The organism is Clostridium sp. DMHC 10 (assembly GCF_001270375.1).
GTDB classification, from domain to species: domain Bacteria; phylum Bacillota; class Clostridia; order Clostridiales; family Clostridiaceae; genus Clostridium_S; species Clostridium_S guangxiense.
The window spans coordinates 2684834-2698775 of record NZ_LGVB01000015.1; the positions used below are offsets into that span (position 1 = coordinate 2684834).

Genomic DNA, 13942 nt, shown 5'->3' on the forward strand with positions numbered 1-13942 from the left:
CCTATATTTAAACTGAACATATGTTTGTGTTATAATATTTAATGTAGCTTAACAAAAAATTAAATACAATAAATTTATTATACGAATATAAACAGGGAGTATCACATGAAGAATAAATATGCAAAGATAGTAGTTGATGGTTCACCAATTTCAAAATCAAATTTCAAATTGTTTAATGTAAACGGAAGAGCTATTTTACCATATAATTCTGGTAAGTACCACGATAGATATGCCTTATATGAAGAACAAATAGCTTACGCGGCCCGCAGTCAAAACCCAGATACTTTAATCGATGAAGCTGTTATAGCAATACTCAAGGTTTTCTATAAAAGTAAAAAAAGACACCCAGATACAAATAACATAACAAAAAGCATATTTGACGGGGTTGAAAAAAGCGGAATAATAGTGAATGACGCTCAAATAAGACGAATTATAATAGAAGAATTTTATGATAATAAAAACCCTAGATTTGAACTTGAACTTTTTGCAGAAAGTAAATTTAAAATTAGCTATTCCGTACTTGAAAGAAAAGAAGAGGAAGAACCTATATTATACGGTCCTCCACCAAATAGAAAAAAAGCTTCCGTTTCATCTCTTTTAAAGCATAAAGCTGAAGCTAAAGATGACAATTCCATAGTATGCCAAGTATGTGGAAAAGTTGTTTCTAAATCAAACTGCATATCTGCAAACAGCGGCAAACTTATAATATGTAAGAATTGTTTTTCTAAGTTACTGTAAATTATTTTTAAGTGCCATTATTGCCATAATATATCCGTAAAAACCAAATCCACATATCTGACCAATACAAGCAGGAGCAGTGACAGATTTCCTTCTAAACTCTTCTCTTGTATGAATATTGCTTATATGAACCTCTACAGTAGGAATATTCACACCTTTTATAGCATCATATATTGCTATACTATAGTGAGTATAAGCTCCTGGATTTATGACAATACCATCTACCTTTTTATTGTACGCATCTTGAAGAAAATCTATAATTTCTCCTTCTGAATTGCTTTGAACCACTTCTACATTTGCCTCAAGGTTTTTACCTTCGTTTTGTATATATTCGCATAAATCTTTATAAGTATTTTTTCCATATATATTTTTTTCTCTTATCCCCAAAAAATTGATGTTAGGTCCATTTACAACTAATATATTCATATTATCCCCCTCTTTTCCAGTTCAATTCTTATATGCTCTATTACCTTTTCAACATTTTCATCATTAAGTACTTCAAAGTCACAGTACTCTTTATAGAGTTCAAATCTTTCTTTATAAAGTTTTTTTAATTTCTCTTTTCCTTCTTTAAGAAGCGGCCTCGTTTCTGTATCTACATCACTCATTATTTTATTAAGAGGTCTGTTTATAAATACAATTATTCCTTTTCCACTTAAGACAGTCATATTTTTTCTTCTTTTTATGACTCCTCCTCCTGTTGATATAATCATATTGTTCATGCTAGATAGCTCTATTACGGTTTTACTTTCAATATTTCTAAATACCTCTTCTCCATCTTTAAAAATATCCGAAATACTCTTTTTTTCAGTTTTCTCTATATACTCATCAATATCAATAAATTTCATTTTAATTTTTTCTGACAAAATTTTACCTATAGTTGTTTTACCGCATCCAGGCATGCCTATTAAAATCACATTATTTTTCACCATGGCCGCTCACCTTTTCAATCAAGCTTTCATATATCTCATCTACAATTTCTTCATCAATTAGAGTATCATTCCAAATCTCTTCTGAAGCAATAGCCTGACTAACGAGCATATAAAGACCATTAACAGCCTTAACCTTGCTTTCTCTTGCATGCTTTAGAAATTCTGTTTCAAGAGGATTGTATATAAGGTCAACTGCTGTGGAAAATCTAGCTACAATTTCTTTATTTACTGGTGAAACTCCCGTCTTAGGAAACATCCCAGCTGGTGTACAGTTTACTATAATATCTCCATTTTTAATGTTGCCAAGTTCTTTATAATCTATAATTTCATAATTACCGAATTCACTCAAAGCTTTTTCTGGATTTCTACTTACAATATATAACTTTTTGCACTTATTATCAGAAAGATATTGTATTACGGCTTTTGCTGCCCCGCCGCTTCCTAATACTGCACAAATTGAATCTCGAACTTTTACATCAAACTTTTCAAGCATTTTTCCAAAACCTATATAATCAGTATTGTACCCTCCTAGTTTGTTTTCTGAAAACTTCAAGGTATTTACTGCCCCTATATTTTCAGCTTCTTTAGATATATAATCTAAAAATTTAATAACATCAGTTTTGTATGGTATTGTTACATTAATTCCTTTGCAGCTTATAAGTTTAAAACCTTCCAATGCTTCTTTTAATTTATCCTTAGGAATTTCAAATAAGTTATATATAGCTTTTTTATCGGATTTTTGAAATACAGATTCATGGATTTCTGGTGAAAAACTATGTCCAAGCTTTTCACCCAAAAGACCATAAATTTCAGAGCCTTCTTTCTCTTTTTGTCCCATTTCATTTTCTTCTAATTTTTTGCTTACATTCATAAGATTTATAAAGAGAGCTTCCAATGAATTTGAAAGTTCTTTATTCTTTAAATAAGAAATATTTTTAGTTATAACCTCTTTTTCTCTTTTAGAATTAAGCACTGGAAGATTATTTTTCTTTTTGTAGTCTGCAACTTTCTTTACAAGCTCCATTCTCTTTTCAAAAAGCTTAGTTAATTTCCTATCCACTTCATCGATTTCATTTCTTATATTGTCAAGTTCATTCATCTTTATCACCTCGAAATAATATCAAGAATACCAATTGCACATACTGCTTCTATAACCGGAACTGCTCTAAGCGTAATGCATGGGTCATGCCTTCCAATAATAGCTATGTCGTCATTTTCCTTTGTTTTCAAATTTACTGTTTTTTGTTTTCTATATATTGATGCCGTTGGCTTGATAGCTGCTCTAAATATCAAAGGCATTCCGTTTGTTATTCCTCCAAGTATTCCTCCATTATTGTTTGTATAAGTTTTTATATTCTTATCTTCATCATAATAGTACTCGTCGTTTGCTTCAGAGCCTTTAAGTTTAGCTATATCAAAACCCAAACCAAACTCCACTCCCTTAACTGCCGGAACAGAAAATAACAAGTGACTCAAAGTGCTTTCAACAGAATCAAAAAATGGATCACCTAAACCTACTGGCAAATTTAAAGCACAGCATTCAATAACTCCTCCTACAGAATCAAGTTCATCTTTTACTTTAAGTATTGCCTTTTTCATTTCTAAGCCTTTTGCATCATCCATTACAGGAAATTCCTTACTTACAAGTTCCTCAAGAGTTTCTTTATTTATATTGACTTTATCAAAATACTTTTCTTTAATGTCATGAATGCTTAAAATATGACTTCCTATTATTATGTTTTTTTTCATTAGAATCTGCTTTGCAACAGCTCCTGCAAAAACCAGAGGCGCTGTAATTCTTCCAGAAAAATGTCCGCCTCCTCTATAGTCATTAAAGCCTTCATATTTTACAAAGCCAGTATAATCCGCATGTCCCGGTCTTGGTGTATCTTTTATATTGCTGTAATCACTTGAATGTTGATTACTATTCCATATAAGTGCTGTAAGTGGAGTTCCTGTAGTTTTTCCATTAAAAAAACCACTTACAATTTGCACTTCATCTCCTTCTTTTCTCTGAGTAGAAAACTTATTCTTGCCAGGGGCTCTTCTTGCCATTTCCTTATTTATAGCTTCCATATCAAGCTCTACTCCTGGTTCTAGTCCGTCAATTACAATGCCTATAGCTTTTCCATGTGATTCTCCAAATATAGATACTTGTATTTTATTTCCCCACACACCACTCATCTACATCGCCTCCAAGTTTTTTAAAATCGTAAAAGAACTGTGGATATGATTTTTCTACACATTCACTTCCTTCTATTACAAGCTCCTCTTCACATTTTAAGGATGCAATTGCTAAAGCCATAGCTATTCTGTGATCATTCCAGCTTTGAACTTTTCCGCCTTTTAAAGTTTTCTTTCCATGTATTATAAGTCCATCTTTCTTTTCAATTACTTCTGCACCTATTTTATTAAGCTCTGTGCTTATTGCACTAAGTCTATCTGATTCTTTTATTCTAAGTCTTTCAGCATTTATTATTTCGGTAGTTCCACTGCTTAATGCTGCTAAAACAGTCAAAATTGGAACTAAGTCCGGACATTGAGATGCATCAATGGTAATTCCTTTAGTATTTGAAGTTTTGGTACTAAATTTATTTGTATCTATATCTCCGCCCATAGCTTTTATAAGCTTTACTATAGCTTTATCGCCTTGAAGTGAACTAGCATTCAAATCTTCACATACTATATTTCCATTTAAGATTCCTGCTACAAGCCAAAATGCAGCTTGCGAAAAGTCTCCTTCAACTCTATAATTTTGGCCTTTGTAATTTTGATTTCCTTTTATGTAAAAACTCTTATAATCATTATTTGCAATAACCACACCAAATTTTTTGAGCATATCTATAGTCATATCTATATATCCAATAGATTCAAGCGGTGTTGTTATTTCTATTTTTGAATCTCCATTAAGTAATGGAAGTGAAAACATAAGTCCACTTATAAACTGAGAACTTATATTTCCCTTAAGCTTAAATGTACCTGGCTTTAAATCCCCATTTATGCTAAGAGGAAGAAATTCCATTTTAGGATGTGAATATTCTATACTCTGTTCATCAAATATATTAAAATAAGGTTCTAAAGGTCTTTTAGACAACTTGCCCTTACCATAAAAAGTGGATTTTCCATTGTATAAAAGTGATACTGGAATCAAAAATCTTAATGTAGAGCCAGATTCACAGCAATTAAGCTGCTTTTCCACATCCTCGCTGGTTTTTCCACCTTTAATAATTACTTTATTCTTATTATCAAAATAAGAAATGTAAGCTCCAAGTTCCTTCATACAGCCCAAGGTAGCATCAATATCTTTTGAATAAATCAAATTTTCTATAGCACTTTCCTCCTTTGAAAGTGAAGCACATATTATAGACCTATGGCATAGACTTTTAGAAGCTGGTATTTTTACAATTCCTTCCAAGCTCGAAGGATTTATTTTAACGCATCTCAATCTGTACACCCCTTTAAACCTTTAAATATTTATCCATCTCTGATTTTTTATCTTTTTATAAAGCATTCGCCTATATTCTTAATTAAAATTATATTTATAAAGTCTCCTCTTGTCTTTTTATCTAATGCTGCTGTTTCAATTATCTTATCCTTATTAAGTCCTTCTATATTGTAACTTAAATTATATTTCTCTAAAACCTTTTTTATATCTAAAGCAGTTTCCTTTTCTGTAAGTCCAAGTTCTTCACTGTTTTTAGTTATTGCATACATACCATACGCAACACCTTCTCCGTGAGTGTACTTTTCATAATTAAAAAATTCTTCAACAGCATGGCCTATAGTGTGTCCAAAATTAAGTATCATTCTCTCGCCATTGTCTTTTTCATCATTTTCAACTACAGCTTTTTTAATGCTGCAGCAACTATATATTATATCTTCTATATTTTCTAAAAGTTCACTGTCATCTTTAAAATTCATTAACTTATAAAATAGTTCCTTATTTCTTATTGCCCCATATTTTATAACTTCTCCCATGCCATCATGGAGAAATCTTGTACTTAGTGTTTTTAATAGAGTTGGATCAATGAATACAGCTTTAGGATGATAAAAGTTTCCTACTAAATTTTTACCTTCTTTAAGGTCAACTGCTACTTTTCCTCCTATGCTGCTGTCTATTTGTGCTAAAAGAGATGTTGGAATTTGAATGTAGGAAATGCCTCTTAAGAATGTAGCTGCTGCAAAACCGCCAAGATCTCCAACTACACCTCCACCAAAAGCAATTATTAAATCGCTTCTTGAAATCTTAACCTCCGCAAGTCTAGAATATACTTCTGTAAGAGTTTCTATACTTTTGCTTTTTTCTCCAGGCTTAATTACTATTTTATGCAAATCATATTTTTTTAAACTTTTGCATAATCTTTCATAATATAACTTTTCTATGTTTTCATCAGTTATAACTACAATTTTTTTGCCCTGAGTAAACTTTAGATATTTCTTCTTCTAAGTTATCTATAATTCCATTTTTTATATAGATATTATAGTTTGCATCTGCTAAATTAATATTTAAAGTTTTCAATTTAATTCCCCCTTTTTTACAGCTGCATTTTTCATGATGGTCTTAAGTCTTTCTGAATCATCATTTTCAATTGCTTCTTTTATATCCGCAATGCTTTCTTGAAATTCATCAATAGACTTTAATAAATTATCCTTATTACTTAAAAAGAGTTCACACCAGAGCTCTGGATTTATGCTAGCCACTCTAGATTCATCTTTAAAACTTCCACCCACAAAATTTTTTTATATTTTTATCTACTCCTTTTGAGTTTATAAGCGATAAAGCTATTACATGTGGAAGCTGACTTGTTACAGCAATTAACTTATCATGCTTTTCTGGTGTAACAATAGAAATATTTTCAAATCCAATTGCTCTTATTAAATCTTCCATGTAATCTATAGTTGTTTTTTTATTTTTTTCAGTTGGTGTTAAGATATAATTTGCTCCCTTAAATATATCTTTAGAGGCATACTCAAATCCGCTGGATTCTTTTCCCGCCATTGGATGTCCTCCTATAAATTCTACATCATATCCATTTAAAATACTTTGAATTATATTTATATTATTCCCCTTTATTCCAAGAACATCTGTAATTATAGCCTCTTTTTTAAAACTTTTCGCATTTTTCTCTATTATGTTTACAGCAGCCTGTGGATATACTGCAATAATAATAACATCTGATTTTTCGATAGGGATATGTGCTGAAGAGTCACAATATCCCTCATCTATTATTTTCATATGGGCTGCCTTTTTCAAGGTGTTTTCATTTGTGTCCACGCCCCATACGTGTCCATTATTAATTTCTTTAAATGCCATAGCGTAAGATCCGCCTATAAGCCCCAAACCAATGACGGTTATATTAATATTAAGAATTTTCTGCATTTAATTCACCTTCAACCCCATACTTATTACATTTCTCTATCTTCAACTGCTGCAATAGCCTTAAGTTTTCCCATAAGTGCATCAAATTTCTTAGGCTTTATTGACTGTTGTCCATCGCACAAAGCATGTTCTGGATCATTATGCACTTCTATTATAAGTCCATCAGCGCCTGCTGCTATTGCTGCCTTTGACATTGGTTCAACCATCCACCATAATCCTGCTGCGTGACTTGGATCAATTATTATTGGCAAATGGCTTAATTTTTTTATAGCTGGTATTATACTTAAATCAAGGGTATTTCTAGTATAAGTTTCAAACGTTCTTATTCCCCTTTCACATAAAATTACATTTTCGTTTCCACCAGCCATTATATACTCGGCAGACATTAAAAATTCTTCTACTGTAGCACTTAATCCTCTTTTTAAAAGTATTGGTTTTCTTGTTTTTCCAAGCTGCTTTAAAAGTTCGAAATTTTGCATATTTCTTGCTCCAACTTGAATAATATCTACATCCTCAACAAACCTATCAATCATATCTGCTGACATTATTTCTGTTACTATAGGAAGACCTGTTTCCTTCCTTGCAAGCTTTAATAAATCAAGTCCTTCTTCTCTTAACCCTTGAAAGCTGTATGGTGAAGTCCTTGGTTTAAAAGCACCACCTCTTAAAAATGAGGCTCCACTTGCCTTTACACTTTTAGCTATTTCAATAATTTGCTCTTCACTTTCAACCGAACATGGTCCTGCTATAACAGGCACTTTATTTCCACCTATTTTTATTCCACATACATCTACTACTGTATTTTCAGGATGAAAAGCTCTATTTGCTTTTTTATAAGGTTCTTGTACTCTCATTACTCTATCGACACTTTCACAAGCCTGTATTTGTTCTATATTAACATCACTTGTATCTCCAAGTAATCCTAAAACCACATAATCCTTTCCATTCATTACAGTTACCTTACATCCATATCTCTCTAGAATACCTTTCATTCTTGCAATTTCATTTTCTTCTACGTTGTGCTTTAATATAACTACCATAAAAATTAGCCCCTTCCATTTACTTATTATTTTTATAAAAAAAATAGAGCTCTTTAATGAGCTCTATATTTTAACAAAAGAATATCAAATATTCGTAAGTGTATCAATATATATAATTTAACTTGTAAAACCCATTAGAAAGAAAATCTTTTATTTTTTTGTATGAAAAAAATGCCAGCGCCACTAAAGTAATAATAGCCCAAGCTAAAGTAATAAAAGTTTTTAGTTGTATTTGCCTTTCTAAAGTTTTTCATAAGTAATCACTCCAATTAATTTTTAAGAATCGCTTTGAGGTAATTATAACACACATAATATTTATGTCAACAACGAAGGGTTGTTTTGATAATATAATTTATTTAAATGATATTTTTTCATAATCTTATAACAAACTCATCTTTTTATTAACGACATGTTTTTATAGATAGACAACTTGAAACTTTAAAATTGCAATCTCCAAATTTATCCCGATAAACTGGAATTTAACTCAGAGTACAAAGTACAGAGGACAGAGTACAGTGAAGGATGATTTTTCTCCGCTGTCGCTACAAAAAATCTTAAACTTAATGCACGCAAAGCGCTTAAAATATAGTGCTCAGCGTAGCTGACACTATTAAGTTCTAAGATTTACCTGAGAAACCTTAGCTTTTTATTGAAGATAAAAAAAAAAAAAAAAAAAGTTCACCTTTTACGTGCACAGCACCGTAAAAACCCTTCACCTTTCGCATAGCGAAAACCTTAGTCTTTTAACAAACGAAGTGAGTTAAAAACCCTTCACTATAGTGCTCAACAAATTCCAGTTTGTAAGGATAAATTTGGTATTGGTAATTTAAATATTTCAGCTTGTTTATCTATATAAGGGAGAGATTCAAATTGAAAAAAAATAAGATAATATCATTGGTAACAGTTTTAGTAATGAGCACAGTAATGTTTTCAGGTTGTAGTACTACTAGCGGTACAAAGGAGAGCGCAAATAAGGCACTGAATAAAACTACAGTTATACTTGATTGGACACCGAATACAAACCATACAGGCATGTATGTTGCATTAAAGAAGGGATACTATAAGGCAGAGGGTTTAGATGTCAAAATTCAGCAGCCAGGGATACAGCAGTTACTACACTTATAGCCACTGGAAAAGGAGATTTCGGTGTAAGTTATCAGGAGGATGTAACTTATGCGCTTACTGGTGATTCACCACTTCCTGTTAAATCCATTGCTACTTTAATGGAACATAATACTTCAGGATTTGCAGCGCCAAAAAGTAAAAATATAAAGACTATTAAAGATGTTGAAGGAAAAGTATATGGAGGCTGGGGTTCCCCATCAGAACAGGCAGTAATAAAAGCAGTTATGGAGAAAAATGGAGCAAATTTTAGTAAGCTTAAAATTGTAAATGCAGGAAATGATGATTTTTTTGCGGCAACAAAGAAAAATATAGATTTTGAATGGATTTTTGAAGGCTGGACAGGAATTGAAGCAAAACTTAAGGGAATTGATTTAGATTATATTGCTGTTAAGGATTTAGATCCAGCACTTGATTACTATACGCCAATACTCATAACTAATAATAAAATCATAAAACAAAATCCTGAAAAGGTAAGAAAATTCTTAAAAGCTACTGAAGAAGGGTATCAGTATGCAATAAAACATCCAGAAGAAAGTGCAAAAATACTTCGCTCATATGCTCCAGAAATAGATGAAAAATTGGCAGTGGAAAGCCAAAAATATATGACAACTCACTACATTGCAGATGCACCAAGATGGGGAGTAGAAAAGGCAGAAGTATGGGATAGATATGCAAAATTTTTAAAGGATAAAGGATTAATTAAAAAGGAGCTAAATTCAAAAGATGCATTCACAAACGAATTCTTGCCAAAATAATAAGGTTATAAGTCTTAAAAATATAACAAAAAGTTTTGATGATAATATTATACTTAAGGATATTTCTATTGATGTAAATAGAGGAGAATTTGTTTCAATACTTGGACCAAGCGGCTGTGGAAAAAGCACATTGTTCAATATAATAACAGGATTAACTAATATGGATAGCGGAAATATTTCAGTGTTTGGAGACATAGGGTATATGCAGCAAAAAGATCTGCTGCTTCCTTGGAAAACTATTATGGAAAATGTGGTACTTCCGCTTGATATAAAAGGTTTGAATAAAAAATCCTCAAGAAGTAAAGCAGCTAAATATATTGAATTGATGGGCCTTTCTGGATATGAAAATAAATATCCTTATGAGCTTTCTGGAGGTATGAAACAAAGAGCTAGCTTTCTTAGAACTTTTCTTTCTTCAGAGGAAATAATGCTTCTTGATGAACCTTTTGGTGCTCTAGATTCTATAACAAGAGAAAACCTGCAAAAATGGATTTTAGATATGAAAAAGGCAGTGGAAAGAACAATACTTTTTATTACACATGATATTGAAGAAGCTGTATTTTTGTCGGATAGTATATATGTTCTTGGTTCAAAACCGGGTGTTGTAAAAAAAAGAATTGACTTAGACTTTTATAAAAAGGATAAGGAAAAACGATTGTTTTCTTCTGAATTACTTGATTATAAAAAAGAAATAATAAAATTGATAAAATAGCAGAATATTTAATTTAGAAAAGTCCATAAATTTAAGAAAATAAAATGTTGAAAGGCTTAAGATTTAGAAACTTAAATTTATGGATTTTATTTAATTTTACAAAATATTATTCACTCTCAAGTATACGTTTTGAATCATTTAAATCATCTTTTAATTGCTGTTCAGGATCTTCATAGGCTTCAAACCAGTTCTTACTGACAGCTATGTCGCATAACTCATGACTTTGATTTATAGCCATTGATAATTGAGTGTCTATAATTTGACGTAATTGTGGATTTATTGTTTCAGAAGTTGCTTTGGATAATGTTACTATATTAAATTTTGAATCTTTAAGCATATCAAAGGTTATACTTCTATCATCAAGTTTTAAATTGTTGTTTTTTTGAGATTCATTAAATAAACTCATATATTTTCCTCCATATCTAAAATAATTATTCCGATTTACCCAAGAAGTTTTGTATTGCTTTAATATTATTCTTTTTTGAATCTATACATTTTTCTACGAAAAAATTGAGTTTGTCATCTTTACAAATATCTATGTAAGTAGTTAATTTTTTGAGTTCGTTTACTTCATTACTTAGTACTTCCTTAATCATAAGATTTTCATAAGGAGTTAGTTTTGCACTACTCATAAAACTCACCTCTTTCTATACTTATTTAAAAAACAGCCTTTTCTTTAGTATTTACTTCAACATATGATTTTAGTCATACTTAAGATAGATAAGGTGACACCTTTTTTTATATTCTAAAATAAAATATATTTTAGGAGATGATAATATGGGAAATGAGAGTATTGTTGCTATTTCTGTATTGTTTGGAGTGCTTGGTGGAGTTTTGGGAACTATAATTTTCTTGTTTCCATATCTTAAAAGCAAAGGTGTAGATTTAAAATCAGTTTTATCGGATATAGAAAATGTTGTAGATGTTTCTGGAAAGGCTATTGATGTTATAAGTGGGATAGTACCAAATAATAAAGCTGTAAATATTCTTGAAATTATAGAAAAGTGGGCTAAAATTGCAGTTGGAGATGCTGAACAACTTTATCATGCAGGAGATATTTCTAAAGACGGAAGAGCTGAAATAGCAGAGAGCGTTGTTTATAGCGTTTTGAAGGAAATGAATATTAATATAGATGATAATAAAAAAGAGCTTATAAATGCAGCTATTAAAAATGCAGTAAATGATTTAGGGCATTCCAATTAATATCACAAGTAGGCATTATAGTAAGTTCACATTTGTACTTGATTATTTGTCTTTCTTTAGTATATTTAGCTTTGTTTACAAAATGTTTTAATAAATTAAATTTTAAGTACACAAATATTTTGTATAATAAAGGCGTAATAAGTTAATGGTAAACATTGATAAAATATGTTAAAAGAGTCCTCCTCTTTAAATACCAGCATTAATGCTGGTATTTTTTTATGGATGTTGTTATAATGTATAATAGTTATATATTATAACAATATTTATTTAGGGGATATCTATGAATAAAAATCTTATTTGCGAATTATTTGATGACATTTTTTCAGTTATGCCCGTATTTAGTAAGATAATTCTAAACGTTGGGGATAAAGTTTTAAAAGAAAATGGGATAGCCGTAGCTCATATAAAGGTTATTTATATGGTAAAAAGGTACAAAAAAATCAACATAACTGATCTTGGAAAGGCGCTTTCATCACCTAAATCTAATGTTACAAGTTGGACCAACAAGTTGGTGAAAATGGGTTTCGTTCAAAGAGTTTTTGATGAAAAGGATAGGAGGGTAATATACATAAAATTAACTGATAAAGGTGAAGCATTTTTTCAATTTTATGAGGAGGCTTTAAGAAAATCTTTCGAAGAAAAATTGTGGAAACTTAGTGATGAAGATTTAAAGTTGTTTAAAGATACTTTAGATAATATGAGAAAGTTGGTTGATAAAATTAAATGAGTTAATTAGGGAGGAAAATTATGAATACTAACAAGATATTTTATAAGACACTATTTAAGAATTTGTTTTCTGATCCATGCGATATAAAGTATTGGGATGGAGAAGTTCAACATTGTGGTGATGGGCAAAGCAAATTTACAATACTATTTAACGAAGAGATACCTAAAGGAGACGTAATAACGGATCCATTTCTTACATTGGGTGAAGGATATATGACAAAGAAAATTGATATAGATGGAAATATTCAAGAAGTCATAGAATCTTTGTACAATAATAAAGAAAGCTTTATGAGTAATGGTGAAAAATATCAAAAACTTATAAAGTTCATACCTAATAGTATAAAGAAAAGTAAAAATGATATAAGATACCACTATGATATAGGAAATGATTTTTATAAACTTTGGCTAGATAAAACTATGACGTATTCCTGTGGATATTTTAAATCAGAAAATGATTCATTGGAGCAGGCCCAAAAAAATAAAGTTGATCATATACTGAAAAAATTGTGCCTAAAGGAAAATCAAACATTATTGGATATTGGCTGCGGTTGGGGCGAACTTATAACAACTGCCGCTAAAAAATATAATGTAAATGCCGTTGGAGTAACTTTAAGTAAAGAACAATATGAAGCCGATAAAGAGAGAATAAAAAGAGAAGGTTTAGAAGGCAAGGTTGAAGTTATTTTAGAAGATTATAGAGAAATAAAACATAGAACTTTCGATAGAATTGTAAGTGTTGGAATGGTTGAGCATGTTGGTAAAGGACGTATAGACGAATATTTTACAGATGTTGACAAGATGCTTAACAAAGGTGGTGTTTCACTTTTACACTGCATAACGGGAGTAAAAGAAGGTGGTACAAATAGCTGGATTAATAAATATATTTTCCCTGGCGGTTATCTTCAATCTGTTAGAGAGATTATTGATAGTTTAACAGGACACTCACTTTATCTTGTTGATGTTGAAAGTCTAAGAAGGCATTATGGAAGAACGTTGGAACATTGGACGAGAAATTTTGAAAATGCACTTCCTGAAATAGAAAAAACTAAGGATGAGACATTTATAAGAATGTGGAGAATGTATTTAAATGCATGTGCTGCATCATTTAACTGTGGCAACATTGATATTCACCAATTCTTATTTACAAAAGGAATAACTAATGACATACCATGGACTAGAGATTATATTTATAAATAAAGTTAAATGGAATTTTTTCCTTGCACTACTGTGGAAGTTAAGTAACAATGCTGAAGGAACGATTTAAAAAAATTCTAATAAATCTTAGATTTATAGGATTTTTTAACGTGGCGAAGCATTGTTACTTAACATTT

General features: G+C 30.7%; 15 protein-coding genes and 2 pseudogenes. 6 read left to right on the plus strand and 11 right to left on the minus strand.

Annotated elements, in window-relative coordinates:
• Window positions 1-105: 105 nt before the first annotated feature.
• Entirely contained in the window at window positions 106-738 is a 633-nt protein-coding gene (locus tag AGR56_RS14930) for a RusA family crossover junction endodeoxyribonuclease (protein ID WP_053242891.1), read from the plus strand.
• Here the strand turns inward: AGR56_RS14930 and aroQ are convergent.
• The 9 genes and pseudogenes from aroQ to aroF form a co-directional block, all read right to left on the minus strand.
• Window positions 730-1164, minus strand: coding sequence for a type II 3-dehydroquinate dehydratase (aroQ, locus tag AGR56_RS14935; protein ID WP_053242892.1), 435 nt, complete (start codon window positions 1162-1164; stop codon window positions 730-732). The genes AGR56_RS14930 and aroQ overlap by 9 nt on opposite strands.
• Window positions 1161-1667, minus strand: a complete 507-nt coding sequence (locus tag AGR56_RS14940) for a shikimate kinase (RefSeq protein WP_053243351.1) — start codon at window positions 1665-1667, stop codon at window positions 1161-1163. Before AGR56_RS14940 ends, aroQ begins: the two co-directional genes overlap by 4 nt.
• The gene (gene aroE / locus AGR56_RS14945) at window positions 1657-2769 is read right to left on the minus strand and encodes a shikimate dehydrogenase (RefSeq protein WP_053242893.1); all 1113 of its coding nucleotides are present in this window, start codon (window positions 2767-2769) and stop codon (window positions 1657-1659) included. Before aroE ends, AGR56_RS14940 begins: the two co-directional genes overlap by 11 nt.
• Before the next feature lie 5 nt (window positions 2770-2774).
• Window positions 2775-3854, minus strand: a complete 1080-nt coding sequence (gene aroC / locus AGR56_RS14950; RefSeq protein ID WP_053242894.1) for a chorismate synthase — start codon at window positions 3852-3854, stop codon at window positions 2775-2777.
• On the minus strand, window positions 3832-5115 hold the full coding sequence (aroA, locus tag AGR56_RS14955) for a 3-phosphoshikimate 1-carboxyvinyltransferase (RefSeq protein ID WP_053242895.1): 1284 nt from the start codon (window positions 5113-5115) through the stop codon (window positions 3832-3834). The genes aroC and aroA overlap by 23 nt, the downstream gene beginning before the upstream one ends.
• A 47-nt stretch (window positions 5116-5162) precedes the next feature.
• Window positions 5163-6189, minus strand: a pseudogene (gene aroB, locus AGR56_RS14960) (3-dehydroquinate synthase).
• Complete coding sequence (locus AGR56_RS22135) at window positions 6186-6371, minus strand: prephenate dehydrogenase dimerization domain-containing protein (protein WP_242851471.1); 186 nt, start codon at window positions 6369-6371, stop codon at window positions 6186-6188. Before AGR56_RS22135 ends, aroB begins: the two are co-directional and overlap by 4 nt.
• Window positions 6372-6384: 13 nt before the next feature.
• Window positions 6385-7050 (minus strand): prephenate dehydrogenase, encoded by a 666-nt coding sequence (locus AGR56_RS14965; RefSeq protein WP_242851472.1) that lies wholly within the window; start codon window positions 7048-7050, stop codon window positions 6385-6387.
• 26 nt (window positions 7051-7076) lie between these two features.
• The gene (gene aroF, locus AGR56_RS14970; protein WP_053242896.1) at window positions 7077-8090 is read right to left on the minus strand and encodes a 3-deoxy-7-phosphoheptulonate synthase; all 1014 of its coding nucleotides are present in this window, start codon (window positions 8088-8090) and stop codon (window positions 7077-7079) included.
• A gap of 870 nt (window positions 8091-8960) precedes the next feature.
• On the opposite strand from aroF, the pseudogene AGR56_RS14975 reads away from it, so the two are divergent.
• Together AGR56_RS14975 and AGR56_RS14980 are read left to right on the plus strand one after the other, a co-directional pair.
• Window positions 8961-9970: pseudogene (locus AGR56_RS14975) on the plus strand (ABC transporter substrate-binding protein).
• Complete coding sequence (locus AGR56_RS14980; RefSeq protein ID WP_053242897.1) at window positions 9939-10682, plus strand: ABC transporter ATP-binding protein; 744 nt, start codon at window positions 9939-9941, stop codon at window positions 10680-10682. The pseudogene AGR56_RS14975 and the gene AGR56_RS14980 overlap by 32 nt, the downstream one beginning before the upstream one ends.
• A gap of 106 nt (window positions 10683-10788) precedes the next feature.
• On the opposite strand, the gene AGR56_RS14985 is transcribed toward AGR56_RS14980, so the two are convergent.
• The gene (locus AGR56_RS14985) at window positions 10789-11088 is read right to left on the minus strand and encodes a spore coat protein (protein WP_053242898.1); all 300 of its coding nucleotides are present in this window, start codon (window positions 11086-11088) and stop codon (window positions 10789-10791) included.
• Window positions 11089-11113: 25 nt separating this feature from the next.
• A complete protein-coding gene (locus AGR56_RS14990; protein ID WP_053242899.1) occupies window positions 11114-11314 on the minus strand; it encodes a hypothetical protein in 201 nt (66 codons plus the stop codon).
• 145 nt (window positions 11315-11459) lie between these two features.
• Between AGR56_RS14990 and AGR56_RS14995 the strand changes: the two genes are divergently transcribed.
• The 3 genes from AGR56_RS14995 to AGR56_RS15005 all read left to right on the plus strand — a co-directional run bounded on the left by AGR56_RS14995 (window position 11460) and on the right by AGR56_RS15005 (window position 13808).
• Window positions 11460-11885: a hypothetical protein gene (locus tag AGR56_RS14995; protein WP_053242900.1), complete on the plus strand. Its 426-nt coding sequence runs from the start codon at window positions 11460-11462 to the stop codon at window positions 11883-11885.
• Window positions 11886-12165: 280 nt separating this feature from the next.
• The gene (locus AGR56_RS15000; RefSeq protein ID WP_053242901.1) at window positions 12166-12612 is read left to right on the plus strand and encodes a MarR family transcriptional regulator; all 447 of its coding nucleotides are present in this window, start codon (window positions 12166-12168) and stop codon (window positions 12610-12612) included.
• A 20-nt stretch (window positions 12613-12632) separates the two neighbouring features.
• The gene (locus AGR56_RS15005) at window positions 12633-13808 is read left to right on the plus strand and encodes a cyclopropane-fatty-acyl-phospholipid synthase family protein (RefSeq protein ID WP_053242902.1); all 1176 of its coding nucleotides are present in this window, start codon (window positions 12633-12635) and stop codon (window positions 13806-13808) included.
• The last annotated feature ends 134 nt before the right edge of the window (window positions 13809-13942 follow it).

Excerpts from the sequence above, each read along its gene's own strand:
- AGR56_RS14930 (WP_053242891.1), top strand. The coding sequence starts at position 106 with ATGAAGAATAAATATGCAAAGATAGTAGTTGATGGTTCACCAATTTCA.
- aroQ (WP_053242892.1), bottom strand. The coding sequence starts at position 1,164 with ATGAATATATTAGTTGTAAATGGACCTAACATCAATTTTTTGGGGATA.
- aroE (WP_053242893.1), bottom strand. The coding sequence starts at position 2,769 with ATGAATGAACTTGACAATATAAGAAATGAAATCGATGAAGTGGATAGG.
- aroC (WP_053242894.1), bottom strand. The coding sequence starts at position 3,854 with ATGAGTGGTGTGTGGGGAAATAAAATACAAGTATCTATATTTGGAGAA.
- AGR56_RS14965 (WP_242851472.1), bottom strand. The coding sequence starts at position 7,050 with ATGCAGAAAATTCTTAATATTAATATAACCGTCATTGGTTTGGGGCTT.
- aroF (WP_053242896.1), bottom strand. The coding sequence starts at position 8,090 with ATGGTAGTTATATTAAAGCACAACGTAGAAGAAAATGAAATTGCAAGA.
- AGR56_RS14980 (WP_053242897.1), top strand. The coding sequence starts at position 9,939 with ATGCATTCACAAACGAATTCTTGCCAAAATAATAAGGTTATAAGTCTT.
- AGR56_RS14985 (WP_053242898.1), bottom strand. The coding sequence starts at position 11,088 with ATGAGTTTATTTAATGAATCTCAAAAAAACAACAATTTAAAACTTGAT.
- AGR56_RS14990 (WP_053242899.1), bottom strand. The coding sequence starts at position 11,314 with ATGAGTAGTGCAAAACTAACTCCTTATGAAAATCTTATGATTAAGGAA.
- AGR56_RS14995 (WP_053242900.1), top strand. The coding sequence starts at position 11,460 with ATGGGAAATGAGAGTATTGTTGCTATTTCTGTATTGTTTGGAGTGCTT.
- AGR56_RS15000 (WP_053242901.1), top strand. The coding sequence starts at position 12,166 with ATGAATAAAAATCTTATTTGCGAATTATTTGATGACATTTTTTCAGTT.
- AGR56_RS15005 (WP_053242902.1), top strand. The coding sequence starts at position 12,633 with ATGAATACTAACAAGATATTTTATAAGACACTATTTAAGAATTTGTTT.